Below are 26,309 nucleotides of genomic sequence, written 5' to 3'. Positions count from 1 at the left end.
GGCTGACTGTCGCTCTTGGCGCGAGGGTGTTCCATGGATTGCCGCGTCGCTGCGCTCCTCGCAATGACGAAAGGGCCTACGTCGACGCCGGCAATTCCCCGTCGATATATTTTTTCAGGGTAGTCTGGAAATGCCGCACCCGGCTGTCCTGATAATGGCCCAGCTCCATCAGGCCGTCTTTCATGGTCTTCATGCCTTCCTGCACGAACGGCAGATTGGCCATGTCCTGATCGAACACATTGGCAAGCTGCGGCCCCATGATGTCGTTGGCCCAGGCGAAGGGTTCGTCATCGGGAATATAGGTCGGCGCGACGCTACGCGGGCGTTCCTGACCCTTGGGCGTGGGGAACAGCAGGCGGATTTCCATGATGCACCAATCGGGCGTGTCGCCCGGCAGCCAGCGGTACACCAGCGTCGGCAGGAACCCGATCCACGGGGCGAAATTGGGGAAGATATTATAGGTGAAATTGTCAAGAATCTCGGTGTCCGAGGCATCGGAATAATCATGTCCGTAATTCTCGGCAAAGCCCTTGCGTCCGGCATCGGCCAGCACCTTGCGCGCGCCGAGCGGATCATTGGCGTCATAGCCTTCAACCGCCCCTTCGCCAGCGTTGAAACGCCGGTTGGTCTTGGCATCATCGCCGCCCGAAAACTCGTTCATTTTTTCGAGCACGTAATCCGAATTCTTGCCCTTCATATGCGGGCTAAGCACACCCGAAGGCGTAATCGCACGATTGAAGTGATCACCGATCAGATCGTACCGCGTATTGGCATCGCCCAGAAAGGCGAGCAATTGCGGGTGCGTGGTGATCGAATGCCAGGCTTCCATGAAAGCTTCAGCCGTGGCCTTCCAGTTGGCCGGAATCTTCTTCTGCACCCACATGCCGGTGTAGCGATCGGCGAAGTTGTAGCGCTCGTAATGCGAGGCCGCCGGGCCGAGCCACGTTTTGAAATCGGGCAGCGCGTGGTTCTCGGTCAGCATGACGAAACCCTGCCACAGCTCCACGCGGGCTTCGGGCAGGTCCATGTCCTTGCCTTCGAGATGCTTGAAATCCCACGCACAGGGGATTTCCTTCAAGCTGCCGTCATTGCGCCAGGTAAAGCCGTGGAACGGGCAACGCAGTTGCACCGAATTGCCGCTTTCGGTGCGCAGCTTGCGCCCGCGGTGGAGGCAGGCGTTGTAGAAGGCGCGCACGCCGCCATCCTTCTGGCGGATCAGCAGAAAGCTTTTGCCCGCGATATCGAACACCACGGTATCGCCCGCATCGGGCATTTCATCCTCGCGCGCGGCGAACAGCCAGACGTTGGGCCACATCTTCTCGCGTTCGAGTGCGGCGAATTCTTCCGAGATGTATGGCGCGACCGATAGCGGTTCATCGCCCATGTCGATGGTGGTTTCTTCGAACAGGTAATCTGGCGGACGGCGGGTGTCGCCGTTGAGCATGTCGGTATAGCTGAGCCCCGGGCAGCGGTCAGCGCGGGCGATATCCTTGATCTCGTTCATCGGGCCTTGCGTCCTTTCGGGTGATCCCCGTCTTCGTCCTCGCACTTTGTGCAGTGTCTCGTCAGGAGAATATCACACAGGTTCCGGCACGGGGCACACTATCGGATTGGAGAGGAAGATGGCTTTACCGGGCAAGATTGCCGCCTTGGGCGACATGATGCAGCTGGCATTCGTGCCGGAGGATTTCGACGCGGCGGTAAAGCACTGGACCCAAACGATGGGCGTGGGGCCGTTCTTCATCATCGAAGGCATCCATCTGGACGGCATGAAATATCGCGGCCAGCCTACGCAAGCGGTGTTCGATCTGGCGCTGGCCTATTGGGGCGATATCCAGATCGAGCTGATCCGTCCGCGGGATGATCACCCGTCAATCTATCGCGGCGAATATGGCTCCACCGGCAACGGGCTGCACCACGTGTGCATTCTGGTCGATGACATTGCCGAGGCGCGGCGGGTGTGTGCCGAGGCCAATGCGGAGGTTGTGATCGAGGGCACCTTCGGCACGAGCGAGGTGATCTATGTCGATGCCGGCGCCAAGAATGGTTGTGGGGGCCCGGGGACGCTGGTGGAGATATTGCAACAGGCGAAGGACGGACCGGACCTGTTCGGGATGATCAAGGCGGCTGGCGTGGGTTGGGATGGTAGCGAGCCGCTGAGGAAGCTGGGTTAGCTTCGTCATTGCGAGGAGCCGAAGGCGACGAAGCAATCCATGGACCAAGTGCCCGAGGCAAGGTCAGACCATGGATTGCCGCGCGGCTGCGCCGCTCGCAATGACGAACATAAAGGACTGAACCGGGCCGCAGGCCCGCAAGGCCGACCGGCCGCCCGCAGGTGCCCCGTAGCGCAGCGGAGGGAACAGCACCGAGGAGGAACGCGCGGAGGCGCGTTCCCTAATCAGACGCCCCCAGGTAACCCAGCTGCCCGGCCTTGAAGATCGTCTGCGCGCGGTTCACGCTGTCCAGCTTCTCGCCCGCGCGGTGGATGTGATAGCGGATCGTGGCGTGCGACCGGTTGAGGATCATGCTGATTTCCTTGTCGGTCTTGCCGATCGCCGCCCAGCGCAGGCATTCCACCTCGCGCTTGGACAGCACGCAGTCCGAAGGAATGCGCCGCTTGGTGCGGATCGCCTGCACATAGCCTGCCACAAAACAGCGCGTGACCATCGCGAACAGCGCGCCATATTCGGCGAACTCGGCCGAAAGGTCTTCCTTCTCGCGGTCCATGCTGATGAAGCTGCTGGCGGAAATCTGGCCGAATGGCAGATGCACCGGCACCACGATCGCCGCCTTGCACAGGGCGCGCTTTTCGAAGTCGTTGAGATCGATTTCGGCAAGGTAGTGGTTGCGCCAGCGGGTGTTGAAGCCCTTGGCGTTGATCCAGAACGGCTCGCTTTCATAGCGGCAGGCGCGCGGCAGGGGCGAATGCAGCGCCAGCCGGTGATCTTCCCACCAGCGCGCGCCATCATCCAGCCAGCGGAAGATATCGGCATTGAGGATCGTGCCATCGGCATCGACCATCGGTTCTTTCGAGGAGATATCGTCGCACACCGCGATCTGCATCCCGCGTTCCTGCGCGATCCGCGCAAGGTTCACGGCGGCATCGTGAATATCTTCGGGGCAGGTGATGGTGACGGATTCGAGCAACCGATCCAGCGACTCGCGACCTTGCGGCGTGCGCAGTTCGACAACATTCGTAGCCATAACAGCCTCTCATCCTCTCATTGAAGCCTCCGAGTCGGGAGACTAACGCAATCTTTTCGATTGTCCTCATCATTTACGTAGGGGAAGCGGGCGCTCAGGGGGGCTAGCGAAAGTGACAAGGAGCGACGAACCGATGGTGTTTGCAGGTGCGAATTTCGGGGTGGTGTTGAAAGCACTGGCAAGCGCGATACCGGCGGATCGCCCGGCCCTGATCCACGGCACGCGGGTGGTGAGCTGGGGCGAACTTGATGCCATCACCGACAGGATCGCCGCAGGGCTTACCTCACGCGGGCTGAAACCGGGCGACATTGCCGGGCAAATGCTGCGCAACACGCCCGAATATCTGCTCGCCTATTTCGGCTGCATCAAGGCCGGGCTGGTACCGGTCAATGTGAACTACCATTACAAGGCGCGGGAGCTGGAGGACATCTTCAGCCGCTTTGGCCTGAAGGCGCTGTTCACGACAAGTGATTTTGCCGACGCCGCTACGGAAGCCATGCCGGAGGGCGCGCTGACGGTGGATGTCGGCAGCGGCGAATGGGCTGCGCTGTGCGATACGGCCCTGCCGGCAGATTTCGCCATCCACAATGATCCCCAGGCGCTGTTTCTCACCGCGACAGGCGGCACCACAGGGATGCCCAAGGCGGTGATGTGGCCGATGGATCAGGCGTGGGGCGCATTCAACATCGGGGTGTGGCAACGCCCGCCCGGCACCCCGCCGCTGGTTACCGCTTCGGTGGAGGAACAGGCCGCAGAGGCAGCGCGGATCGGGCCGGATCATCCCGCCAGCAACTCCCCCATGCTGCTGCTGAGCCCGCTGATGCACGGCGCGGGGCAATTCACTGCGGTGATCCACCTGCTGAAGGGCGGCACGCTGGCGCTGCTGCCTGCGGACAAGTTCGATGCCGATCTTGCGCTGAACGAGGTCGCGCGGATCGGCGCACGCGGCCTATTCATCGTCGGCGATGCCTTCGCCCTGCCGCTGGCCGACCGGCTGGATGCGCGCGGAGACGGGGCGCAGGTTCTGGCCTCGCTCCGCACAATCACATCGTCAGGCGCGGTGTTCTCGCCCGCGCTCAAGGCACGCCTGATCGCCCATCACCCCGCCCTCATGATCATCGACGCGCTGGGATCATCGGAAAGTTCGGGCACCGGCATCGTCATCACCACGGCAGCGGGATCGAGCGGGGGTGGCAAGTTCCAGCCCCTGCCGGGGCGCGAGACCAAGCTGTTTGACGAACACCTCAAGGAAATCCCGCCCGGCAGCGACGGGGTCGGCATCGTTGCCCGCACCGGTCCGCTGCCGCTCGGCTATCTGGGCGAGGATGCAAAGAACGCCGCGACCTTCCCCGTCATCGGCGGCCAGCGCTGGCTGATGACCGGCGACCGCGCGCGCTGGTCGGCAGACGGCACGCTCGAATTCATCGGGCGCGACAACATGTGCATCAACACCGGAGGCGAAAAGGTCTTCCCCGAGGAGGTGGAGGCGGTGCTGCTCGATCATCCGGCGGTCAAGGACGCGCGGGTTGTCAGCCTGCCCGATCCGCGCTTTGGCCGGAAGGTTGTGGCGGTGGTCGAGCCCGAAGGCGCGGCACCGGAAGGCTTGCAGGCGGCGCTCGATGCCCATGCCCGTGCGGGCCTTGCCGGATACAAGATCCCGCGCCTCTACGTGATCACCGAAAGTTCGCTGCGGCTGAACAATGGCAAGCCCGATTACAAGACCGCGCAGGCGCTGGCAGAAGCTGCCGGAGAGGACATCAGGCAGGGATCGGAATTCTGACCTGAACCACCGGGCCATGCGTGTCCCAATCGGTGGTAATGGTGCCGCGGTGCACGTCGACCATCATCTCGATCAGATCCAGCCCCTGCCCGCCGGGCCGGGACTTTGCCGCGACTGGCTGCAAGGACACCTCGTTCCAGGACAGCAAAAGCGTGCCATCGCGTTCCTGTGCGCCGATAGCGATTGTTCCGCCATGGGTCAGCGCCCCATGCTTGGCCGAGTTCATCGCCAGTTCGCCCACGATCAGGGCAATCGCATCAGCTATGCTGCGCGACACCAGCACGCGTTCTATCCGCTGCATACAGACATCGCAGGCGGGCGAGATGAATGGATGCATCAGCGCCGGGACCAGATGCGCCACTTCGCGCGGCACATCGGGCGCCATGAAGAAGGATTGCGCCGTGCTGAGTGCCATCAGCCGGGTGTTCATCTGCCGGGCGAAGGCTTCGGTCTCCGCGTTTCCGATCGCAAGGCTGTTCAGCAGGCCGGAAACCATCGCATAGGTGTTCTTCAGGCGGTGGCGCAGTTCATCGGCGCCGATAGCCAGCGCGCGCCGCTGCGTTTCGGCTTCGGTCACATCGCGGGAGATCGAAAGAAAGCCGATAGCCTCCCCGTCGGGCGCGGTGACGCCGGAAACGGTCACGTTCCACCACCGCGATGATCCCTTGGCAGTCGGGCAAAAAGCCTCGAACCGGACTGTCTCGCCCCTTTGGGCTGCGGTCAGCGAATCGGCGACCAGGCTGCGGTTTTCTTCGGGCCACAGTTCTGCCCACTGCCTGCCGTAGACAGCTTCGCAATCGTCGATTTCCATCGCGCACAGGCCGTTGGAATTCATCCACAGCACATCACCCGCGATATTGAGAAGTTTGACGCAATCGACGCTCTGGTCGATCACGTTCGCAAGGGCGTCAGCGGAGATGGCAGCGGTTTTCAGCACGTGATTGATCGCCTTTACGTTCTGGAAACCAGACGGAACGCCAATTAAGCACCTATCTGTTGGCGATCAAGAAATAGCAGCAGGCCGGCAATCGGGCGGAGCGGTTGCCAGAAGTGGCCGGCTTGCAAAGGATAGTAATCAACGCACCGTTCGAGTGACGAGCATCGCCCCGCGAAGATCGCCAGCGGCAAATCCGGTGGCCCGGTCATCGGGATAGCTGGCAACAATCGCGGCCTTTACATCCGCGGCAATCTTGGTGCCGTGGCAGACCGCGCAAGGCTGATCCTTCATCGGCAGCGCCCGCATGAACACCGCGCGGTTTTGAACCACACCGGTCACGACATGCGGCTTGCCTTCGCGCAGGGGCTCGCGTTCAAGCTGCTGGTAAAGTGCTTCGAGTTCGGCCGGCACCGCATTGCCAGGATTGCGGTTGCGGCGCGCAATCCGGCTGACGGCGAGATCGCCTTTGCCCGACATGTCGGCGGCGATGGCAGGCGCGGCAGACTGGCACACCCCGATTGCGCCCACCGGCCCGACCTGCTTCAGCGCGTCGGAAAGTTCGGCCTGAAGCGATGCTTGATAGGCATCCGCCAGCAGCGCCGCGCTCTGGACAAAGGCAGGCTCCGGCACGGCGGCCTCCTCCCTCGCGCAAGCGGTGGCCGACAGGGCAAGCCCGGCGAGAATCATGATCCGTTGCATCAGCCGGCGCTCCTGCTGCGGTCGCCGGTCTGGTGAACAGCAAGACTGGCGGGACAGAAAAAGAAAAGTGCACCGCCGGACGGGGGAGTGTCCGGCGATGCAAAGGGAAGAGAGTGTCAGGCGATTTCGACCATCCGCAGATAGGGCTTGATGGTGGTGAAGCCCTGCGGGAAGCGTTCATGCGCCGTGGCATCATCGACCGACGGCGGGATGATCACCTTGTCGCCGGGACGCCAATCGGCAGGCGTGGCGATCTTGCAGCGGTCTGCCAGTTGCAGGCTATCGATCACCCGCAGGATCTCGTCGAAATTGCGGCCCACGCTCATCGGGTAGGTCATGGTCAGGCGGATTTTCCTGGCCGGATCAATGATGAATACCGAACGCACCGCTGCCGTTTCGCTCTGATCAGGGTGGATCATGTCGTAAAGCATGGCAATTTCCAGATCGGGATCGGCCACAATCGGGAAGGCAAGCGTGACACCCTGCGTTTCGTCTACATCCTTGACCCAGGCGAGGTGTTCTTCAACCGTATCGGTCGACAGGCCGAGCGGTTTGCAATTGCGCTTGTCAAACTCGGCGGCGAGCTTTGCCGTCATGCCCATTTCTGTGGTGCACACAGGCGTGAAATCGGCCGGATGGCTGAAGAAGAACACCCAGGCATCGCCTGCCCAATCGTGCAGGCTGATCGGGCCGGTGGTGGTGTCCACGGTAAAATCGGGGGCGGTATCGCCGATGTGCAGGCTCATGAGGTTTGCTCCTTGGGTTGGTGCAACCGCTCTAACACGGCGACCGATTCGGGCCTAATTCAATTACTCGCTTTATGAAATCTACTTTATCATTTGTCGATTTAAACTGGATTTTGCCCCTCCTCGGCGGAATTACGTTGTGATTGCCAGGTCGGTTAACATTTATCTGTAAATAAAGGTCGGGTGGCGTGATCCCGCCGCGAAATCATTGGAATTCGCGATGATCAGCATGACAAGCGCAGGTCGCATGATTAGAGCGCCAAGCGGATGAAGCTGCTGCGCACCCTCTCATCGGCCCATCACCGCGTGCTGCTGGCATTTGTGCTGGCGGCGCTCGGGATGCAGGCGCTGATCCCGGCCGGGCTGATGGTTGCACCGTCAGCAGGGCACGGGGCGCAGATCATCCTTTGCCCGCAGACCCATCCGCTCGCCCGCGCCGCCGCCTCACGCTCTGATGCCGATGCCGATGCCGGGATGGCTGCGATCCATGCCGCAATGGGTCATGGCCCCGTGGATCACACTGCGATGGGCCACGCGCCCGCCGCGCCTGACGAACCCGTGCCCGCCCCTTCCGCAGCGCCGGCATCATCGGCCTGCGCCTTTGCCGGAGCGGGCGCTCTTGCCGCTCTGCTGCCGGAGCGCGGCGATGCCCCTGCGGCCCTGCTGGAACCACCCGCACTGCCGCCCGCAATGCTGCAACCCTTGCAGCTTGCTGCCTCGCCCCGGTTGAGGCCGCCCTTGCGCGGGCCCCCTGCACTGACCTGACCCGTCAAGACAATCCGGCACCCGACCGGCGGAAGCGTTCGCGCGTCCGCCCTGCGCGACGTGTCGGCCATCCCTTTGATACAGGACGGTATGCAATGAAACTCACCCGTTTGATCCGGGCAAGCCTGCTTGCCGGATACCCCCTTGTGGCCGCCAGCCCCGCGCTGGCCGAACACGCCACCACCCCGCAATCGCGCGAAGATGCGCTGACCGACACCATCATCGTCACCGCCAGACGCAGCAATAGTATCGCCAGCGATGCAGTTGCCGCTCCGCGCCAGATCGCCCTTCCCGCTGACGCCGCTGCGATTGCTGCGCGCGTGGCCGGCGGCGACATCTTCGGCAATGGCGCACTGTCCGGCCAGCTGTCCTACCGCGGCCTTGCCGGAGAGCGCGTGCTCGGCCGCGTCAACGGCCAGCGCTTCGCCAGTGGCGGCCCCAATGCGATGGACCCGCCGCTGCACTATGCGCCTTCGGTCCTGGTCGAGCGGATCGATATTGCCCGCGGGGTTGCCCCGGTCGCCGAAGGTCCGTCGCTGGGCGGCGCGATCAATGCGCAGCTGGTGCAGGCGCAATTCACCGACGGCGAAGCCCTCGCCCCGCAGGCACGCATGGCAAGCCAGTATCGCAGCGTCGATGATAGCTACGCCGTGGGCGGCCTCGCCGCGCTTGCCAATGACAGCTGGCGCATCGGCCTGATTGCCAGCCGCGAACAGGGCGAGGATTACCGCTTCCCCGGCGGCACTGCGGTCGGCACCTCGTTCGAACGCAACCTCTACGGCGTCCACGCAGGTTACCGCACCGCCTCGGGCGAGCTGTTTGTCGAATATCGCCGCAGCGAAACCGATCCTTCGGGCAACCCGCCCTTCGCGCTCGACATGGTCTTTTTCAACACCGATTTCGTGCAGGGCGGCTTTCGCGGCCAGGTTGCCGAGGATGTCGGACTGACCGTGCGATTGGGCCACGTCGCGGTGCGGCACCTGATGGATAACCAGACCCTGCGGCAACCGGCGGCACCACCGATGCAGGCGCGCGCGACCTTTGCCGATGCCGATACCATGACGGCAGAGGCCGCGCTTCGCTTCGGGCAATCGCGCAGTCATATCGAGCTTGGCGCGGATGCCGAGATCACCGATCGCTTTGTCACGATCACCAACCCGGCAAACCCTGCATTCTTCATCGATTCCCAGCCCGATATCCGGGCCGAGCGTTTCGGTGCCTATCTGCAATGGCGCGGCGGGCTTGGCGCGGTGCAGTTTGAAATTGGCGGACGGATCGACCGGACCGAGCAAACGGCGGGGGTGCCGCAACTGGGCAATGCTGTTCCCATGGGGCCAAGGGGGCTGGCAGCGGCCTTCATCGCTTCGGGCCGGAACGCTTCCGACACCACCTTCGATGGCGTTGCCCGGTTATGGATCGGAGGCGAAGCGCTCACCCCGCGCCTCACGCTCGCGCGCAAGACCCGCGTGCCAAGCGTGCTCGAACGTTTTGCCTGGCTGCCGACAGAGGCCAGCTTCGGTCTTGCCGACGGGAATATCTATGTCGGCAACCAGGCGCTGGAACCTGAAGTCGCGTGGATTGCCGAAGCCGGGTTCGACCTTGAAAACGACTGGCTGACGCTGCGCCCTACGGTCTATTACCGCCGGGTCGACGGCTTCATTCAGGGCACGCCCTTCGATGACACCCCCGGCATCGTGAACAGCCCGGTGGAGATGGTTGCCAGCATGGGCGGCGATCCCACTCCGCTGCGGTTCCGCAATACGGACGCAGAGCTTTACGGCGCGGACCTCGATTTTGTGGTGCGGCCTGTGCGGCAGATCGAACTGGCGGGCACCGCCAGCGTCGTGCGCGGGCAAAGGCGCGACATTGCCGATGACCTCTACCGCATTCCGCCCGCCAATCTGCGCCTGTCAGCGACCTGGGCGACCGACCGGCTGGCACTGGGCGCGGAACTGTTTGCTGCCGCCGATCAGAACCGCGTGTCGCAGACCAACAGCGAATTGCCGGGCGATGGCTATGCCACCATCGGGTTGTTCGCGCGGCTCAGCTTCGATGAACGGCTTGCCTTCGAGGCAGGGGTGGAAAACCTGCTGGACGAGGATTACGCCCCGCACCTTGCCGGACGCAGCCGGGTGGGGGCATCGGATGTGCCGCTGCTAGAACGCCTCCCCGGCCCGGGCCGCGGCATCTGGGCAAGGCTGACCGCGCAGTTCTGAAACGGGCGCGGATCGTGACAGTCAGGGGGGCGGCACTGCGCCGCCCCCCTCACCTTTTCGCTTATCCGCCCTTGCGGCTGGCTTCGGCCGCTTCGATCACGTCCTTGTCCCACGTCACGCGGGTCTGGGTCTGCGGGTTGAACAGGCCACCTTCGTAGGTTGCGGCCTTGGCTGCGGCGATTTCGGCCTCGGTCAGGAACTCGCTCGGCTCCAGCGCGAAAACATCGACCCCGCGGGTGATCTCGGTGCCGTAGATGTGACCGTTATACCAATAGGTCGACCAGTAACCGCCCACCACCAACTGCTTGGTATCGATCGGCCCGCGATCGAAATAGGCGATTTCCTTGGGGTTGGCGCTGTCGGTGAAATCCATCACCGAAAGGCCGCCCTGATACCACGCCTGCGCGAACAGATCGCGGCCCGGCACCGGAATGATCGACCCGTTATGCGCGACGCAGTTTTCCTTGTCGGTCTGGGGGGCGGGCATCTTGTAATGGGCGCGGAACACCAGCTTGCCATCGACGATGTCGTAGATCGCATTGGCACCCCAGGTCTTGGGATCGGATGCCTTGCAGCGCGGACGCCCGCCGCCGCCCCATTCATCGGTGAAGATCACCTTGGTGCCATCATTGTTGAAGGTGGCCGAATGCCAATAGGCAAAGGTGGTATCGGTCACCGCATCGATCCGCTTGGGGTTCATCGGATCGGAAATGTCGAACAGGATGCCGTTGCCCGAACACGCCCCTGCCGCCAGCTTCAGTGCCGGAAACACGGTAATGTCGTGGCAGTGATCGGTCGGCGCGGTGCGCTGGGTGTTGTCACCGTGATCGCCGCCGCGCCACAGGCCTGCGATCTCGCCGGTTTCGGTATCGGCAAACACGCGCGGGCTTTTGACGATGCGCGCGCTCGCCGGATCAGCCACGGGGATTTCGATCACATCGACCGAGAACAGCGCGGTGCGGGTATCGCCCGTGCGCGCGCCGATGCAGCCCGCCAGTTCTTCTTCTTCGCGGATGCCTGCGGTGCCGGAGTTGTACACGATCAGGCGCGTGTCATCGGCGCTGACGATCGAGTGTGTGTGGCTGCCGCGGCAGGTCTGCACCCCGCCCACCTGCACCGGACGGGTGATGTCGGAAATGTCGAAGATGCGCAGGCCGCGGAAGCGTTCTTCGCTGACCTTGCCCGGCGCGCCGTCCAGCCCGCAATCGATCCGACCACGCGTCTGTTCGACGCTCATGATCAGCAGGTTGCCGGCGACCGAGACATCGCCCTGCCCGCCGGGGCAGACGACCGAGGTGATCAGGCCGGGCATGCCATCTGCGCCCAGCTTGTAGATGTTGAAGCCGTGGTACGAGCCTGCGACCATGACATCATCGAAGAAGGCAATGTCGGTATTGGCAAAATCGAGCAGCGGGGAACGCTCGGCGAACTTGGTGAGGCTGTCCTCCTCTTCGCGCTCGGGTGTTGCTCCGGGTGTTGCTTCGGCGGTTGCTTCGGCGACCTGGGTTGCAGCTTCAGCCGGTGCGGCTTCGGGCTTGGCCTCCGGCTCGGCATCCTTCTTGGCTTCGTCCTTGGCCTTCTTGGGGGCCGCGGGCAGGCGCAGATCGGCCGGATTGGTCGGATCGTAGAAACCGGCAGGCTTGGCCAGCGTGGCCACCTTGGTGAGGTTCCAGATTGCCTCTCCGGCAGTGTCGAACCCGGCGGCAAGGCCGCTGCGCGGGTCTTTTGAAAGGCCCGCCAGCAGCTTGTCCATCCGTTCGATCTCGCCGGTCTGCTCGCTTTCGATATCGCCGATGAAACGGAACAATACCGGATCAGCGGCTGTGCCATCTTCATCCAGCAGCGTCTTGACCATCTTCACCGCACCTTCGTGGTGGGCGATCATCAGGGTCAGGAACTGGCGATCGAAATCGACGCCCTTGGCCGCTGCCAGCGCTTTCATGTCTTCGGGCGAAGCCATGCCGGCCATCATGTGGTGCATGTGCGCGCCGTGGCCCTTCAGCTTGGGGTCCGCCGCCGGTTCGCCGCGTTCGGCCAGCCAGTTGGTCATGAAGGCGATCTCGTCGGCCTGACTCGATTCGATCCGGCCTGCGATCGACACCAGTTCTTCGGTGTTGGTGCGGTCTTTCACCAGCACCGCCATGTCGAGCGCCTGTTGGTGATGCACGATCATGTGCTGCATGAAGGTGACGTCTTCGGGCGTATGGCTGGCCTGCGCCAGCTTGGTCGCCTGATCGGCGGTCAGCACCTTGCTGGCCTGACCCGGCGCACCGGGCTGCACGATCGGCGCGCTCTGTGCAAAGGCGATGCCCGATGCTGACAGCAGCAAAACGGAAAACACAGCGCGCGAGGCGCGCAGCGAGGCGGATTTGGTCATGATGTCCCCTTGAGCGAAAGCTTGACCGCCAGACTGCCGTGATCGGCGCGCCAGTCAACCCTGCGCGGGCATTGGCAAGCCGCCAATCGACGAACTGCAACTCCCGTCGAGGAAGGGCGGGGTAACGCCATCTGCCCCCGGTCTTCCTTGCGCCTCCGTTCACCGCACGCGGCCGAATGAGGCCTTGTCGCGGCGAATCGCACGTGACTAGTATGTGTCGTTAAGCTCACCGAAACCCTGATGGAGTAGCTTGTCAGCATGGCACGCCAACGCTTTCTCGCAGTAATTTCCGGTCTCGCCGCCTCGCTGGCGCTTGCTGCCAGCCCCGCATCTGCGAACGCCAACGAATTGCAGTCGACCTTTGACAGCACGTTCGGCACCGAAGCGCGCCAACCGCAAAGTTTCGAGGCGATCTATGCCTCGGGTTTCGAACAGCGCATTGCTGAACTCGCCAATCCGGCGCAGGGCCGCATCGGTGTTGCCGCGATCGACCTTGCCACGGGCGAGGAAGTAATGGTGCTGGGCGATCAGCTGTTCCCGATGGCATCGACCAGCAAGATTGCCGTGGCCGCCGCCTATCTCGAAATGGTCGAACAGGGGCGCTATTCGCTCACTTCGGAATTTCCGCTGATGCTGCCGGTGGCTTCGGCCAAGTATTCCTCCGCCAAGGCGCCGGTGCGCGCGGGGCAGTATATGCCCGCAATCGATCTGATCGAGATCATGATTACCCGCTCCAGCAATCCGGCCACCGATGCGCTGCTGGCAGCAGTGGGCGGGCCTGCCAATGTGAACAGCTGGATGCGCCGTCAGGGCATCCATGATTTCAGCATCAACCGCGATATCGCCACGCTGGTGCGCGATGATGGCGAATATAATCCGGCCAATCACATTGATACCCGCGATGCCGCAACGCCGCGCGCGATGGCGCAGCTGCTGGCGGGCCTTTATCGCGGCGAATACCTGTCCGATCAGAGCCGCAGCGTGATTCTGAGCGCGATGAGCCGCACAGTGACCGGCAAGCGCCGCATTCCGGCCCATATCCCGATGGAAGCGCGGGTCAGCCACAAGACCGGATCGCTCAACAACACCTCCAGCGATGTCGGCCTGATCGAATGCCCGGATGGCCGCACGATTGCGGTTGCAATCTATGTCACGGGGCAAGGCACCAGGGCAGCACGCGAAGCACGCATCGCCGCGATTGCCCGCGCATTGTATGATGGCTTTGCCGTCAAAGCCCAGCAGAACCCGGTGCGCAACTGGGCCACCGCTCCCTACGGCACAGGCGGATAAGGGGCCGGTTCCTGCAATTCCCGCCTGATTAATCGGGCGGTCAGGCATAGAAAAAGGGCGGCGCCTTGCGGCACCGCCCTTTTCTGTTGGACCCCAGCCGCCGGAGCGGCGCGGATCACATCCGATTACTCGGCAGCAGCAGCAGTCGCAGCGTCGGCAGCTTCGGCAGCGGCGTCAGCAGCTTCGGTTGCGGTTGCAGCAGCTTCGTCAGCAGCTTCGGCAGTCGCGTCAGCGGTTGCTTCGGTTGCTTCAGCAGCAGCGTCGACAGCGGCGTCGGCGTTGGCTTCGGCGTCAGCAGCCATCGCGTCGGTTGCTTCTTCGGTTTCGGTGGCGGTTTCGCCCGAGCAAGCGGCGAGGCCGAGAGCCGAGGTGGCGATGGCGGCAGCGAGGATGATCTTGCGCATAATGAGAATTCCTTGTGCAGAAGAAAGTCACGCATCCCGGAAAGGGAGAGCGTCGAGACCGGTTCTGATCCCCGGTTCGATGTTTCAAATAGTGGCAAGAATGGGGCAGCGCAAGCGGAATTAAGGCACCGCGCCCAAATTCTGCCTTTTTCCTGCCATATTTCACCCACCGCCCGCGCTGCGATCCCCCTACCCGCGGGGCTTGCCGGGTGCTAGCAGGCGCCATGGCCGAACCGCACAATCCCACCAAGCAGCACCTCTATCTCGTCGATGGATCGTCCTATATCTTCCGGGCCTATCACCGGCTGCCGCCGCTCACCAATCCGGAAGGCACGCCGGTGGGGGCGGTTTACGGCTACACCACCATGCTGTGGAAGCTGGCAGCCGATCTCGATCTGGCCGACGGGCCAACCCATTTGGCCGTGATCCTCGATGCCGGATCCGTCAGTTTCCGCAACGATATCTATGCCGATTACAAGGCCAACCGCCCCGAACCGCCCGAAGATCTTGTGCCGCAATTCCCGCTGATCCGTGATGCCACCCGCGCCTTCAGCCTGCCCTGCATCGAAGTGCCGGGGCTGGAGGCGGACGATCTGATCGCAACCTATGCCCGCCGCGCACAGGAACAGGGCTGGGATGTTACCATCGTCAGTTCCGACAAGGATCTGATGCAGCTGATCGGCGAGGTCGATGGCCCCCACGGCCCGGCCCGCATCGACATGCTCGATACGATGAAGAACCAGCGCATCTATCTGGAAGAGGTCGAGGAAAAATTCGGCGTGCCGCCCGAACTGGTTGGCGATGTGCTGGCGCTGATGGGTGACAGCGTCGATAATGTGCCCGGCATTTTCGGAATCGGCCCGAAAACCGCATCCAAGCTGATCGCCGAACACGGATCGCTCACCGCCGCGCTCGATTCGGCCCCGGCGATGAAGGCATCCAAGCTGAAAGACCGGCTGATCGAAAGCCGCGCCGATGCGGAACTTTCAAAGGTGCTGGTAACGCTGAAAGAGGATTGCGATCTGCCGCAACCCATTGGCGATATGGCGCTCGGCCCGATCCCGCCCGAACCGCTGGCGGCGTTTCTGGAACACCACGGTTTCACCTCGCTGCTGCGGCGTCTGGATGCCGGGCGCGGCAGCCCTTCGCGCACCACCGATCTCAACCCGCCCAAGCCCAGCACCGTCGCCGAAACCGCCAGCGCCGACGCGAATCGCCAGCCCCTGCCTGAAATGCCGCCGGTCGATCACAGCGCCTACGAAACGGTGCAGACGCTGGAGCGGCTGGAACACTGGATCGCCCGCGCACGTGCCGCCCGGCTGGTGGCAGTGGACACCGAGACGACCGCGCTCGATCCGATCCGCGCCGATCTGGTCGGAGTCAGCCTGGCACTGGGCCCGAACGATGCTTGCTACATCCCCCTCGGCCACGGCGGGAGCGACATGTTCGCCGAAAAGCCTGAGCAGGTGCCGATGAAGGACGCGATCGCCGCGCTGAAGCCGCTGCTGGAGGACGAGGCTGTCCTCAAGATCTTCCAGAACGGCAAGTATGACCTTAACGTGCTGGCGCGGCAGGGAATCATGGTCAGCCCTATCGACGATACCATGGTGATCAGCTTCGATCTCGACGCCGGGCGCGGCGATGAAGGCATCGGGGGCGGCCACGGGATGGACGAACTCAGCCAGCGCCACCTCGGCCACACCCCGATCCCGTTCAAGGACCTGTGCGGCACAGGCAAGAAGGCAATCGGATTCAACGAAGTGCCATTGGACCGCGCCACCGCCTACGCTGCCGAGGATGCGGACGTGACCTGGCGGCTCCATGCGCTCCTGAAGCCGCGCCTCGCGGTTGAGGGCGGCAGCAAGATCTATGAGCGGGTCGACCGCCCGCTGATTCCGGTGGTCGCCGCGATGGAGCGCGAAGGCATCAGGGTGGACCGCGCGCGGCTGGCGAAACTGTCGGAGGAATTCGCCATCGAGATCGAGCGGCTCGAAGGCGAGATTCACGCCATCGCCGGGCAGGAATTCACGGTCGGCAGCCCCAAGCAATTGGGCGACATCCTGTTCGACAAGATGGGCTTCAAGGGCGGCAAGAAGGGCAAGAGCGGGCAATACTCGACAGACCAGTCGGTGCTCGAAAACCTCGCCAAGGACGAGGCCGCCAAGCCCATCGCCAACAAGGTGCTGGAATGGCGGCAGCTATCGAAGCTGAAATCAACCTATACCGATGCCTTGCAGGCAGCGATCAACCCCGACACCGAACGGGTGCATACCAGTTACAGCCTTGTCGGCGCGCAGACCGGGCGGCTGTCATCGACCGATCCCAACTTGCAGAACATTCCGATTCGCACAGCCATCGGCAGGCAGATCCGCGAAGCCTTCGTGCCAGAGGCAGGCAATGTGCTGCTGGCCGCGGACTATTCGCAGATCGAATTGCGGTTGGCGGCGCACATGGCCGGGGTCGACACGCTTAAGGAGGCCTTTGCTGAAGGCGAGGATATTCACGCCCGCACAGCGAGGGAAATGTTTGGCGAGGTCACCCGCGATACCCGCGCCAAGGCAAAAACAATCAATTTTGCAATACTTTACGGCATCAGCCGCTGGGGGCTGGCAGGCCGGTTGGAAGTCTCTGCGGAAGAAGCGCAGGCGATGATCGATACCTATTTCCAGCGCTTCCCCGGCATCCAGCGCTATATCCACGAAACGCTCGAAAGCGTTCGGGCCTGCGGGTATTCCGAAACGCTGTTTGGCCGCAAGACGTGGTTCCCGCGGATCAATTCGAAGAATCAGGCCGAACGGCAGGGCAGCGAGCGCGCCGCGATCAATGCGCCGATCCAGGGCACCAGCGCCGATATCATCAAACGGGCGATGGCGCGGATGCTGCCAGCGTTGGCCGATGCCGGGTTGCACGATGTGCGGATGCTGTTGCAGGTGCATGATGAACTGGTGTTCGAACTGCCCGAAGACCGCGTGGAAGCGGCCACTCCGATCATCCGGCAGGTAATGGCCGAAGCGGCCTTGCCCGCGGTCGAACTCAGTGTGCCGCTGGGCGTGGATATCGGCACCGGCAAATCGTGGGATGCCGCGCATTGAGGCAGCGGGCGCTGCTGATCGCGGCAATCGTTGCATGGGCGGCGGCAGGTGCCAGCGCCTTTATCTGGTTCGAGCGCCGCGGCCTTCCCTACAACGCGCAAGGCCGGTATTTCGACGAAAGCACGGCAACCGTTTTGCACGAACAATCGGTCACCGTCCTCGCGGTTCTTGCTGTGTCGCTTTTCCTGCTCGGCGGTCTTTTGTTCGCTGTGCGGCGGCGTTTCCAAGCCGGTTTAGACGCTGACTAGACCCCCTTTAGACCCTTCTTGACCCCCTCTTGCTGCACGTAGAGGGGGCGAAGCCAGTGTCCGCCCAATGTTTCACGTGAAACATTTTGCGAGCACTGCACCTGCCTAATCGTGTTTCTTCTCGCGTGTCGGGGTCAGCATGTCGGGCGAAAGAAAGCCGATCGGCTGCACCGCGGCAGCGCGCTTTTTCAACTCGCCGCGCATCTTCTTGTACTCGTCCTCCATCTGCGGCGTGACGGTGGCGCGGGAATCCTTCAGCGCGGAATCGAAATCCTGCGCTTCCACTTTTTCCACCTCTCCGCCGGCCCGCCGCAGCGCGCCAAGCCCCGCGCGCCGCACCACATCTTCCAGATCCGCACCGGTAAACCGCTCGGTCTGCGCCGCAATCTTGCCAAGCTCGACGTCATCCGCCAGCGGCATTTTCGCCGTGTGAATGCCCAGAATGTGCTCGCGGCCTTCCTTATCGGGGGTGCCCACGTAAACCAGTTCGTCGAACCGGCCGGGCCGCAGCAGCGCCGGATCGACCAGCGCCGGGCGGTTGGTCGCGCCGATGACGATCACCGATTGCAGCTCTTCCAGCCCGTCCATTTCGGCAAGGATGGTGTTGACGACGCGGCCCGTAACCTGCGGTTCGCCCTGCCCGCTGCCGCGTGCCGGAACGAGGCTATCGATTTCGTCGATGAACACCACGCAGGGCGCAACCGCGCGGGCGCGGGCAAACAGCTTGGCGATCTGCTGTTCGCTTTCGCCGTACCATTTCGACAGCAGATCGGAGGATTTCATCGAGATGAAATTGGCCTCCGCCTCCTTGGCGACCGCCTTGGCCAGCAGGGTCTTGCCGGTGCCCGGCGGGCCATAGAGTAGGAAGCCCTTGGCCGGGCGGATGCCGAGCCGCCGGAACGCCTCGGCATTCTTCAGGGGCAGTTCGATCCCCTCTTTCAGCTTGTCGATGGCATCGCCGACACCGCCGATATCGTCCCAGCCGACATTGGGCATCTGCACCATAACTTCGCGCATCGCCGAAGGCTGGACGCGCTTCAATGCAGCGAGGAAATCGTCACGCGATACGCACAGGTCTTCCAGCACTTCGGGCGGGATCGTGCGTTCATCCAGATCGAGCCGCGGCATGATCCGCCGCACTGCCTCGATCGCAGCCTCGCGGGCAAGCGCGGCAATGTCCGCGCCGACATAGCCGTGAGTGACGCGGGCGAGCTCATCCAGATCGACGGCGCTTTCCAGCGGCATCCCGCGGGTGTGAATCGCCAGAACCTCGCGGCGGCCGCGCTGATCGGGCACGCCGATCACGATTTCGCGGTCGAACCGGCCGGGGCGGCGCAGCGCCTCGTCAATCGCGTCGGGCCGGTTGGTGGCGGCGATAACGACCACGTTGGCGCGCTTTTCCAGTCCGTCCATCAGGGTAAGCAATTGGGCAACAAGACGCTTTTCCGCCTCGCCGGGCACCTGCGTGCGCTTTGGCGCGATTGAGTCGATCTCGTCGATGAAGATGATTGCGGGGGCTGCGCGGCTTGCCTCCTCGAACACTTCGCGCAGGCGCTTTTCGGATTCGCCATAACCCGAACCCATGATTTCCGGGCCGTTGATGGTGAAGAATTCCGCGTCGCTTTCATTTGCCACCGCTTGCGCAAGACGGGTCTTGCCAGTGCCCGGCGGGCCGTGCAGCAGCACGCCCTTGGGCGGTTCCACACCCAGACGAATGAAAAGTTCGGGATAGCGCAGCGGCAGTTCGACCATCTCGCGCAAAGCCCGGATGGTTTCCTCCATCCCGCCGACGTCGTCGTAATTGACCACCGCGCGGCCATCGCGCGCCTCTTCGAATTCGGCGCGCAGTTCGACCTCGGTATTCTCGTCGATATGGACGATTCCCTTGGGGCTGGTCGAAGCTACGGTGAGCCTGATCTGGGTCAAAGCATAGGCTGGCGCGCGCAACAGCTGGCGAACATCGGCCGGCATGTTCTGCACCGGCTGCTGCCCGGTGGTGGCGACCAGATCGCCAGCCACCAGCGGGCGGCGGAAGAAATTGCGCTTCAACGCCTGGGTTGGCCCCTGCAATCGCATCTCGCGCTGGGCGGGAGCGAAGACGACGCGGGTCGCTGGGCGCGATTCGGCGCGGGTGATTTCGACATGCTCGCCCGATCCTGCCTCGGCATTGCCGCGTTGCAAGCCATCCAGCCGCACCACATCCAGCGCATCGTCTTCAGGATAGGCCGCCATGGCGATTGCAGCCGTGGTGCGCTTGCCCTTGATCTCGACCACGTCGCCTTCGGTTATGCCGAGCTTCTGAAACGCGGATCGCGGCATGCGAGCGATGCCCTGCCCCGATTCCTCCTGCCGGGCGGGCGCGACCTGAAGGCGCGCGCTGCGGCTGGGAGTGACAGTTTCGGCGTCGGCCATGGGCAATTCCTGTGTTGCGGACAGTCGTTTGATGAGACCGATAGCTAGGAACCGGGAATTGCGAATGCAATCTCTGCGCGGCAAGGCGTTGCCACTACCATACACGCTCGCCGCTCTCTCCCTCCAGAAACTGCCCGCTGGCGGCGCAATCCGGGCCGGACAAGAAAAAAGCCCGGCACGAGTGCCGGGCTTGAAAGTTTGGGAGAGGATGCCTGAAAGGCACTTCGCATATGCAGCACTGCAAACCTTTGTGCAAGTGCGAAAGCTACATATTGAGTTGCATAACATGCAATCTATGGCAGTTTGCGACAGATTTTATGCAAAACATTGCACAGAACTGCCCAATTTATCGGCACTGCACCAGGTTTTGGGCAAAAATTCGGCAAATTTTTCCTGCCGCGCTGCAACATGAATGGCAATTCACCTTTGCGACTCGCAAGGCGTGACAGCGCGCTCCGAAGTCACTAATCAGCCTTCGTGACATTCCGCAGACGGCATGGACTTGCCGGACGAGTGAGCGAGCAGGCCCTAACTATGACGAAAATCTACCCCGATGCCACCAGCGCGCTTAATGGTGTTCTGACGAACGATATGCTCATCGCAGCAGGCGGTTTTGGCCTGTGCGGCCTTCCGGAACGGCTGCTTGATGCGATCCGCGACAGCGGGGTCACCGGCCTCACCTTTGCCAGCAACAATGCCGGGATCGACAATGAAGGCATCGGCAAGCTGCTGCGCACCCGCCAGGTGAAAAAAATGATCAGTTCCTATGTCGGGGAGAACAAGGAGTTCGAACGGCAGTATCTTTCCGGCGAACTCGAAGTCGAATTCTGCCCGCAGGGCACGCTGGCCGAGCGGATGCGCGCAGGCGGTGCGGGCATCCCCGGCTTCTACACCCGCACCGGGGTGGGCACCGAAGTTGCCAAGGGCAAGGAACATAAACAGTTTACCGACCGCGACGGGGTGATGCAGACCTACATCCTCGAAGAGGGCATTTTTGCCGATCTGGCCATCATCAAGGCGTGGAAGGCCGACGAGACCGGCAACCTTGTGTTCCGCAAAACGGCGCGCAACTTCAACCTCCCCGCTGCGACCTGCGGCCGAATCTGCGTTGCCGAGGTGGAGGAAGTGGTGCCCGCGGGCGCGCTCGATCCCGATCAGATACACCTTGCCGGCGTGTTCGTGAATCGCATTGTGCCCGGCGCTCCTTATGACAAGAAGATCGAGTTCAGGACGGTACGCGAGAGGGAAGTCGTATGATCAATCGCAGGCTTGCACTTTTGCCCTTGCTGGCACTGGCAGGGACATCCCTTTCCGGCTGTGTCGCAGTGGCCATTCCGGCGTTGGCCGGATCAGCGATTGTCGGCAGCCGGGTCGACGGCAAGGACGGGTCCGTGAACCCGGATGCGGCCCTCGTGTCCGCCTCTGCATCGCAACCGGCAGTAGCGGTGGCACCTTCGCCCCCCTCCCCCACCATCGAACCGCCCGCCAGCCCAGCATCGACCGTTCAGGTTCCGGCGATCCCAGCTGTCGCATCTGCGGTGACGACGCCTGCACCCGTAGTTGCTGCCGCACCGACAGTGCTGCCGCCTCCGCCAGCCCCCGCACCCGCCACACCCCCGGCCGCAGCGGCGGCTCCGAACGCTGCCCCGCCCATTTCGCCCACCGCTTCACAGCAAACGGGCTTTGCCCAATTCGTGCGGTATGGGCGCAACCTTGCGAGTGGAACAACGTCCGACAAGGGTGCGCTTTCGGCGATGCTGGCCGATCCGATCGAGCTTGATGGCAAGCGCCGCCAGTGCGCGGCGGGCGAACAACCGGTTGCGCTGATCGACCTCGACCCGGCGGGAGGCGTCTTCGATCCGCCTGCCAATCCGGAAAAGCAGCCCGGTCTGGCGCTGGGCCTTGCGGTGATGCGTGAGGCCGGAGTGGTGATTGCATGGCTTTCCGACCTGTCGGTTAACCGGTCCGGCGGACTGCGCACCGCGCTGGAGCAATCAGGGCTCGACCCGCGGGGTGAGGACATCATCTCGCTCAGCCGCGACGGCACTGATCGCAAACAGCTACGCATGGAGAACCTCGCCGGTATCACCTGCATCATCGCCATCGCAGGTGACGAACGCGCCGATTTCGACGAGCGTTACAAGTATCTGCGCAATCCCGAAGCAGGCGCCGGACTTGAAAATGTGATCGGTGACGGCTGGTTCCTGATCGACCAAGTGTTTCCTGACAACAAGGGCGAAGGCCAATGAGCACGCTTCCCGCCGGCTGGACTCGCGATGAAATGGCCGCCCGTGCGGCGAGCGAGTTGCAGGATGGATATTACGTCAATCTCGGCATCGGCATCCCGACGTTGGTGGCCAACCACATCCCCGAAGGCATGATGGTGACCCTGCAAAGCGAAAACGGCATGCTGGGCATCGGCCCGTTCCCCTATGATGACGAGGTGGATGCCGATCTGATCAATGCCGGCAAGCAGACCATCAGTGAACTGCCGCACAGCGCCTACTTCGACAGTGCGACCAGTTTCGCGATGATCCGAGGGGGGCATATCGACCTGACCGTGCTGGGCGCGATGGAAGTGGCCGAGAACGGCGACATCGCCAACTGGATGATCCCCGGCAAGATGATCAAGGGCATGGGCGGGGCAATGGATCTGGTTGCGGGCGTGAAAAAGATCATCGTCGTGATGGATCACACCGCCAAGGACGGCAGCCCCAAGTTCATCCCGGCCTGCACTCTGCCGCTGACCGGCGCAGGGGTTGTGGACATGGTGATCACCAATCTTGCGGTGTTCGCCCGGCCCGATCACGCCAGCCCGTTCAGCCTGATCGAAATGGCGCCGGGTGTAACAGAGGCCGACATCGCCGCCACCACCACCGCGCATTACGCGGCGTGATGAAGCGTGGAATTGCGGTCGCCGCGCTGGCGCTTGTTCTCGTGATCGGCGGCATCCTCGCCTTTACCTCGCCCCCGCGCCTGCTGTCGGTCTATGACCGGGTATCGGGCGGCGGTGCAGGCGCGCGGCAGTTGGCCGAAGGGCTGGCGTTCGGTGCTCACGGGCAAACGCTCGATATCTGGGCGCCGGAGAACCCATCTGCTGGCGCCCTGCCAGTGGTTATCTTCTGGTACGGCGGCGGCTGGGCCAAGGGGGACCGTGCCGCCTATGCCTTTGCCGGGCGTGCGCTGGCGCGCGAGGGGTTTCTTGTGGTGATCCCCGATTACCGCAAGGTGCCGGATGTGCTGTTTCCCGCCTTCCTTGATGATGGTGCGGAGGCGGTCGCATGGGTGCAGGCCAATATCGCAGAGAATGGCGGTGATCCGGCGCGGGTAGCGGTGATGGGGCATTCCGCGGGTGCCTATCAGGCGGTGATGCTGGCGCTCGATTCGCAGCGGCTGGAAGCTGCCGGGGTCGATCCGGGCTTCATCAAGGCGGGCGTCGGCCTGTCCGGGCCCTATGACTTCTACCCCTTCGACAGCCCGCGATCAATTGCAGCGTTCAGCCAGTGGCCGCAGCCCGAAGCGACACAGCCGATCACCTTCGCCCGTAAGGATGCCCCGGCATTGTTGCTGGTGACATCCGAGGGTGACGAGACGGTGCGCCCACGGAACGCCAATAACCTCGGTGCAAAGCTGCGCGAAATGGACGCGCCGGTGGAGGTCAAGAACTACGGGCCGCTGGATCACGAAGAAGTTGTGATGGCGCTTTCCAAACCCTTCCGCAGCAAGGGGCCGGTACTTGCCGACAGTGTGGCATTCCTGCGGCAGCATCTGGGCGAATAGCGATGTGGCTGGCCGAACCGCGCAACCCCGACGCGCCGCTGGCGGGTCTCAAGGTGGTGGAACTGGCGCGCGTGCTGGCCGGGCCGTTCTGCGGACAGATTCTTGCCGATCTTGGCGCGGATGTGATCAAGGTGGAAAGCCCCGAAGGGGATGGCACCCGGCTGTGGGGGCCGCCGTGGGTCGAGCGCACCGACGCACAGGGCACAGTCCACCGCGAGGCCGCCTATTATCACGCCTGCAATCGCGGCAAACGCTCGGTCATCGCCGACTTTGGCGATCCGGACGATCTTGCGCGGGTGAAAGCGCTGTGCGCCGACGCCGACGTGCTGATCGAGAATTTCAAGACCGGCAGCCTCGCCAAATTCGGGCTCGACTACGCAAGTCTTGCGGCGGCCAATCCTGCCCTCGTCTATTGCTCCATCACCGGCTTCGGCCAGACCGGGCCGAGAGCGCATGAGGCGGGGTACGACTTTGTTGCACAGGGCATGAGCGGGCTGATGTCGCTGACCGGCGAGCCTGATGGCCATCCGGTCAAGATGGGGGTTTCGATCAGCGACATCACCACTGGCATCTGGGCCGCCAACGGCGTGCAGGCCGCGCTGCTGATGCGGGCGCGGACAGGACGGGGCCAGCAGGTCGATATGAGCCTGCTCGATTGTTCGGTCGGGCTGCTCGCCAATCAGGCGACCTATATGTTCACCACTGGCGAAAATCCGCCGCGCATGGGCAATGCCCACGCGCAGGTTGCGCCTTACGGGGTGTTTGCGGTGAGCGATGGTCACGTCATCCTAGCCCCTGCCAATGACAGGCTGTTCCGCAAGCTGATGGACGTGCTGGGGTTAGTGCATCTGGCCAACGACCCGCGCTTCATCACCAATGGTGACCGGACGGCCAATGCCCAGGCTCTCGATGCCGAAATCGCGGCCGCCACGATCGGCTTTACAAAGCAGGGCCTGCTGGATGCGTGCCATGCGGCAGGCGTTCCAGCGGGGCCAATCAACCGGCTGGACGAGGTTTTTGCCGATCCGCAGGTGATCGCCCGCGGGATGCGGGTGGAGCTTGGCGGGATGGCGGGGGTGCGCAGCCCGTTCACATTCTCCGACGCTGAACTGGCGTTTGACCGTCCTTCTCCAATCCACGGAGAAGACGGTTAGGACAGGGCTTTAGCCCCTGTGCGCCACGCCCGTTCGACCGGGCCCTGGCCGACGTGGCTGACCCATGGCAGCGACCACCCCAACATCGCGGCGACCGGAACCAACCCAAGCGCGAAGGCCTGCCACCGGGTGACTTCGCCAAACAGCCCCAGCCCCCAGCCAGCGAAGATCCCGGCAAGGATCAGACTGGTCATCAGATAGTTGGTCAGCGACAACCTGCCGACCGCAGCCAGCGTGCGGGTTAGCAAGGTTGCACGTGAAACAAACGCCATCACCAGCGCGGCATAGCTCAGCCCCAGCAACGTATCGAACGGGGCCGAGAGCACCAGCGCAACCGGCCCGACCAGCGCTGCGGGAAAGCCCTCTGCCACCAGCGATGCCGCCAGCAACAGCAATCCTGGCAGCGCCACCAGCGCACTGCCCGCAGCCAGCCGTTGCAGCAGGAAAGCACGCCATTGCCCCTTCAGCATCCCCGCCTTCCACAGCCCCATGCCCAGCGTCATGGCTGCAAGGTTCAGCGGCAGCGAGGCTACCAGCACTCGCAACTGTGCCGGAATACCATTCGAGCGGCGGGCGATCCGCTCTCCCAACCCCTCACGCCCCTGTTCCAGCAGCATGGTGATCGCCGCCGGATCACGGCCGAACTGCCGCTCTGCCCACAACAGCGCATCCGTGCCGGAATGTTTCATGTGAAAATCGGCCAAGGGCGCACCAAGGACGGCCAAGCCCAGGGCAAGATGGACCAGGATGAGACCAATCGCGACAGAAACCAGCGCCCGCGCCGATAATCCCGCCAGCAGCGGCAGCGCCAATCCGGCCAGCGCATAAGCCCGCAGAACATCATTGCTGGCCAGCAAAATGGCATGGACAAGGCCGATCACGAACAGCACCGCCATCCGCGCATAGTGCGCGCGCCACGGACGCACACCGCCCTTTTCCAGCAGGATCAGACAGCCGACGCCGAACAGCATCGCAAACAGCGTGCGGAACTTGTCTTCGATGAAAACGAAGCTGCCAAGCCATACCCAGTAATCCACCGGGCCGGTGCCACCATAGGACAAAGGGTTGTAGTATGCCGGCCCCGGCAGGGCGAAAGCGTGGACATTCATGCCCACGATCCCGATCACTGCAATCCCCCGCAGCACATCAAGCGCAAGGACGCGCTGATGCACGTGGGGCAGATCGGCGGGCGTCACCATCGATGA

The 26,309-nt window shown here is 63.2% G+C and carries 22 protein-coding genes; 13 read left to right on the top strand and 9 right to left on the bottom strand.

Features of this window, described 5'->3' with window-relative positions; genetic code table 11:
• Positions 1-76: 76 nt before the first annotated feature.
• Positions 77-1,504: an aromatic ring-hydroxylating oxygenase subunit alpha gene (locus tag IP79_RS10925; protein ID WP_054119340.1), complete on the bottom strand. Its 1,428-nt coding sequence runs from the start codon at positions 1,502-1,504 to the stop codon at positions 77-79.
• Between the two features lie 118 nt (positions 1,505-1,622).
• On the opposite strand from IP79_RS10925, the gene IP79_RS10920 reads away from it, so the two are divergent.
• Positions 1,623-2,174 carry a VOC family protein gene (locus IP79_RS10920; RefSeq protein ID WP_054119339.1) on the top strand — a complete coding sequence of 184 codons (552 nt, stop codon included), beginning with the start codon at positions 1,623-1,625 and terminating at the stop codon, positions 2,172-2,174.
• A gap of 220 nt (positions 2,175-2,394) precedes the next feature.
• Here IP79_RS10920 and IP79_RS10915 read toward each other — a convergent pair whose 3' ends face one another.
• Positions 2,395-3,204: a helix-turn-helix transcriptional regulator gene (locus IP79_RS10915; protein WP_054119338.1), complete on the bottom strand. Its 810-nt coding sequence runs from the start codon at positions 3,202-3,204 to the stop codon at positions 2,395-2,397.
• Positions 3,205-3,337: 133 nt separating this feature from the next.
• On the opposite strand from IP79_RS10915, the gene IP79_RS10910 reads away from it, so the two are divergent.
• Positions 3,338-4,984 (top strand): AMP-binding protein, encoded by a 1,647-nt coding sequence (locus tag IP79_RS10910; RefSeq protein WP_054119337.1) that lies wholly within the window; start codon positions 3,338-3,340, stop codon positions 4,982-4,984.
• On the opposite strand, the gene IP79_RS10905 is transcribed toward IP79_RS10910, so the two are convergent.
• The 3 genes from IP79_RS10905 to IP79_RS10895 all read right to left on the bottom strand — a co-directional run bounded on the left by IP79_RS10905 (position 4,962) and on the right by IP79_RS10895 (position 7,366).
• The gene (locus tag IP79_RS10905; RefSeq protein ID WP_054119336.1) at positions 4,962-5,921 is read right to left on the bottom strand and encodes a sensor histidine kinase; all 960 of its coding nucleotides are present in this window, start codon (positions 5,919-5,921) and stop codon (positions 4,962-4,964) included. The two genes, IP79_RS10910 and IP79_RS10905, sit on opposite strands and share 23 nt — an antisense overlap.
• A gap of 138 nt (positions 5,922-6,059) precedes the next feature.
• A complete protein-coding gene (locus tag IP79_RS10900) occupies positions 6,060-6,620 on the bottom strand; it encodes a c-type heme family protein (RefSeq protein WP_054119335.1) in 561 nt (186 codons plus the stop codon).
• 116 nt (positions 6,621-6,736) lie between these two features.
• The gene (locus tag IP79_RS10895) at positions 6,737-7,366 is read right to left on the bottom strand and encodes a peroxiredoxin (RefSeq protein ID WP_054119334.1); all 630 of its coding nucleotides are present in this window, start codon (positions 7,364-7,366) and stop codon (positions 6,737-6,739) included.
• Positions 7,367-7,633: 267 nt separating this feature from the next.
• On the opposite strand from IP79_RS10895, the gene IP79_RS10890 reads away from it, so the two are divergent.
• On the top strand, positions 7,634-8,131 hold the full coding sequence (locus IP79_RS10890) for a hypothetical protein (RefSeq protein ID WP_054119333.1): 498 nt from the start codon (positions 7,634-7,636) through the stop codon (positions 8,129-8,131).
• 95 nt (positions 8,132-8,226) lie between these two features.
• Complete coding sequence (locus IP79_RS10885; RefSeq protein WP_054119332.1) at positions 8,227-10,347, top strand: TonB-dependent receptor; 2,121 nt, start codon at positions 8,227-8,229, stop codon at positions 10,345-10,347.
• A gap of 61 nt (positions 10,348-10,408) precedes the next feature.
• Here the strand turns inward: IP79_RS10885 and IP79_RS10880 are convergent, their stop codons facing one another.
• The gene (locus IP79_RS10880) at positions 10,409-12,724 is read right to left on the bottom strand and encodes a DUF305 domain-containing protein (RefSeq protein WP_054119331.1); all 2,316 of its coding nucleotides are present in this window, start codon (positions 12,722-12,724) and stop codon (positions 10,409-10,411) included.
• Between the two features lie 258 nt (positions 12,725-12,982).
• Here IP79_RS10880 and IP79_RS10875 point away from each other — a divergent pair, with 258 nt between their 5' ends.
• The gene (locus IP79_RS10875; protein WP_054119330.1) at positions 12,983-14,014 is read left to right on the top strand and encodes a serine hydrolase; all 1,032 of its coding nucleotides are present in this window, start codon (positions 12,983-12,985) and stop codon (positions 14,012-14,014) included.
• Positions 14,015-14,139: 125 nt separating this feature from the next.
• Here the strand turns inward: IP79_RS10875 and IP79_RS10870 are convergent, their stop codons facing one another.
• A complete protein-coding gene (locus IP79_RS10870; protein WP_054119329.1) occupies positions 14,140-14,418 on the bottom strand; it encodes a hypothetical protein in 279 nt (92 codons plus the stop codon).
• 224 nt (positions 14,419-14,642) lie between these two features.
• Between IP79_RS10870 and polA the strand changes: the two genes are divergently transcribed.
• Together polA and IP79_RS10860 are read left to right on the top strand one after the other, a co-directional pair.
• Positions 14,643-17,510 (top strand): DNA polymerase I, encoded by a 2,868-nt coding sequence (gene polA / locus IP79_RS10865; protein ID WP_054119328.1) that lies wholly within the window; start codon positions 14,643-14,645, stop codon positions 17,508-17,510.
• Positions 17,507-17,758, top strand: coding sequence for a hypothetical protein (locus tag IP79_RS10860; RefSeq protein ID WP_054119327.1), 252 nt, complete (start codon positions 17,507-17,509; stop codon positions 17,756-17,758). The genes polA and IP79_RS10860 overlap by 4 nt, the downstream gene beginning before the upstream one ends.
• A 105-nt stretch (positions 17,759-17,863) precedes the next feature.
• Here the strand turns inward: IP79_RS10860 and IP79_RS10855 are convergent, their stop codons facing one another.
• On the bottom strand, positions 17,864-20,170 hold the full coding sequence (locus tag IP79_RS10855) for a CDC48 family AAA ATPase (protein ID WP_054119326.1): 2,307 nt from the start codon (positions 20,168-20,170) through the stop codon (positions 17,864-17,866).
• Between the two features lie 64 nt (positions 20,171-20,234).
• Here IP79_RS10855 and IP79_RS15530 point away from each other — a divergent pair, with 64 nt between their 5' ends.
• From IP79_RS15530 to IP79_RS10830, 6 genes are all read left to right on the top strand, one after another.
• Positions 20,235-20,582: a hypothetical protein gene (locus IP79_RS15530; RefSeq protein ID WP_156318301.1), complete on the top strand. Its 348-nt coding sequence runs from the start codon at positions 20,235-20,237 to the stop codon at positions 20,580-20,582.
• 122 nt (positions 20,583-20,704) lie between these two features.
• Entirely contained in the window at positions 20,705-21,427 is a 723-nt protein-coding gene (locus IP79_RS10850; protein WP_054119325.1) for a CoA transferase subunit A, read from the top strand.
• Positions 21,424-22,419 carry a hypothetical protein gene (locus tag IP79_RS15525; protein ID WP_156318299.1) on the top strand — a complete coding sequence of 332 codons (996 nt, stop codon included), beginning with the start codon at positions 21,424-21,426 and terminating at the stop codon, positions 22,417-22,419. The genes IP79_RS10850 and IP79_RS15525 overlap by 4 nt, the downstream gene beginning before the upstream one ends.
• The gene (locus IP79_RS10840) at positions 22,416-23,066 is read left to right on the top strand and encodes a 3-oxoacid CoA-transferase subunit B (protein WP_054119323.1); all 651 of its coding nucleotides are present in this window, start codon (positions 22,416-22,418) and stop codon (positions 23,064-23,066) included. Before IP79_RS15525 ends, IP79_RS10840 begins: the two co-directional genes overlap by 4 nt.
• Positions 23,066-23,950 (top strand): alpha/beta hydrolase, encoded by an 885-nt coding sequence (locus IP79_RS10835; protein ID WP_054119322.1) that lies wholly within the window; start codon positions 23,066-23,068, stop codon positions 23,948-23,950. The genes IP79_RS10840 and IP79_RS10835 overlap by 1 nt, the downstream gene beginning before the upstream one ends.
• Positions 23,951-23,952: 2 nt before the next feature.
• A complete protein-coding gene (locus IP79_RS10830) occupies positions 23,953-25,104 on the top strand; it encodes a CaiB/BaiF CoA transferase family protein (RefSeq protein ID WP_054119321.1) in 1,152 nt (383 codons plus the stop codon).
• Here the strand turns inward: IP79_RS10830 and IP79_RS10825 are convergent.
• Positions 25,101-26,303: a DUF418 domain-containing protein gene (locus tag IP79_RS10825; RefSeq protein ID WP_054119320.1), complete on the bottom strand. Its 1,203-nt coding sequence runs from the start codon at positions 26,301-26,303 to the stop codon at positions 25,101-25,103. The two genes, IP79_RS10830 and IP79_RS10825, sit on opposite strands and share 4 nt — an antisense overlap.
• Positions 26,304-26,309: the final 6 nt, after the last annotated feature.

This window comes from Porphyrobacter sp. AAP60 (assembly GCF_001296025.1).
In the GTDB taxonomy this organism is placed as follows: domain Bacteria; phylum Pseudomonadota; class Alphaproteobacteria; order Sphingomonadales; family Sphingomonadaceae; genus Erythrobacter.
Note: the sequence above shows the minus strand (reverse complement) of the source record. Positions and strands in the feature narration are given on the sequence as shown.

What these genes read in the sequence shown, in the direction of transcription:
- IP79_RS10925 (WP_054119340.1), bottom strand. Translation starts at nt 1,504, where the DNA reads ATGAACGAGATCAAGGATATCGCCCGCGCTGACCGCTGCCCGGGGCTC.
- IP79_RS10920 (WP_054119339.1), top strand. Translation starts at nt 1,623, where the DNA reads ATGGCTTTACCGGGCAAGATTGCCGCCTTGGGCGACATGATGCAGCTG.
- IP79_RS10915 (WP_054119338.1), bottom strand. Translation starts at nt 3,204, where the DNA reads ATGGCTACGAATGTTGTCGAACTGCGCACGCCGCAAGGTCGCGAGTCG.
- IP79_RS10910 (WP_054119337.1), top strand. Translation starts at nt 3,338, where the DNA reads ATGGTGTTTGCAGGTGCGAATTTCGGGGTGGTGTTGAAAGCACTGGCA.
- IP79_RS10900 (WP_054119335.1), bottom strand. Translation starts at nt 6,620, where the DNA reads ATGCAACGGATCATGATTCTCGCCGGGCTTGCCCTGTCGGCCACCGCT.
- IP79_RS10895 (WP_054119334.1), bottom strand. Translation starts at nt 7,366, where the DNA reads ATGAGCCTGCACATCGGCGATACCGCCCCCGATTTTACCGTGGACACC.
- IP79_RS10890 (WP_054119333.1), top strand. Translation starts at nt 7,634, where the DNA reads ATGAAGCTGCTGCGCACCCTCTCATCGGCCCATCACCGCGTGCTGCTG.
- IP79_RS10885 (WP_054119332.1), top strand. Translation starts at nt 8,227, where the DNA reads ATGAAACTCACCCGTTTGATCCGGGCAAGCCTGCTTGCCGGATACCCC.
- IP79_RS10880 (WP_054119331.1), bottom strand. Translation starts at nt 12,724, where the DNA reads ATGACCAAATCCGCCTCGCTGCGCGCCTCGCGCGCTGTGTTTTCCGTT.
- IP79_RS10875 (WP_054119330.1), top strand. Translation starts at nt 12,983, where the DNA reads ATGGCACGCCAACGCTTTCTCGCAGTAATTTCCGGTCTCGCCGCCTCG.
- IP79_RS10870 (WP_054119329.1), bottom strand. Translation starts at nt 14,418, where the DNA reads ATGCGCAAGATCATCCTCGCTGCCGCCATCGCCACCTCGGCTCTCGGC.
- polA (WP_054119328.1), top strand. Translation starts at nt 14,643, where the DNA reads ATGGCCGAACCGCACAATCCCACCAAGCAGCACCTCTATCTCGTCGAT.
- IP79_RS10855 (WP_054119326.1), bottom strand. Translation starts at nt 20,170, where the DNA reads ATGGCCGACGCCGAAACTGTCACTCCCAGCCGCAGCGCGCGCCTTCAG.
- IP79_RS15530 (WP_156318301.1), top strand. Translation starts at nt 20,235, where the DNA reads ATGCAATCTCTGCGCGGCAAGGCGTTGCCACTACCATACACGCTCGCC.
- IP79_RS10850 (WP_054119325.1), top strand. Translation starts at nt 20,705, where the DNA reads ATGACGAAAATCTACCCCGATGCCACCAGCGCGCTTAATGGTGTTCTG.
- IP79_RS15525 (WP_156318299.1), top strand. Translation starts at nt 21,424, where the DNA reads ATGATCAATCGCAGGCTTGCACTTTTGCCCTTGCTGGCACTGGCAGGG.
- IP79_RS10840 (WP_054119323.1), top strand. Translation starts at nt 22,416, where the DNA reads ATGAGCACGCTTCCCGCCGGCTGGACTCGCGATGAAATGGCCGCCCGT.
- IP79_RS10835 (WP_054119322.1), top strand. Translation starts at nt 23,066, where the DNA reads ATGAAGCGTGGAATTGCGGTCGCCGCGCTGGCGCTTGTTCTCGTGATC.
- IP79_RS10830 (WP_054119321.1), top strand. Translation starts at nt 23,953, where the DNA reads ATGTGGCTGGCCGAACCGCGCAACCCCGACGCGCCGCTGGCGGGTCTC.
- IP79_RS10825 (WP_054119320.1), bottom strand. Translation starts at nt 26,303, where the DNA reads ATGGTGACGCCCGCCGATCTGCCCCACGTGCATCAGCGCGTCCTTGCG.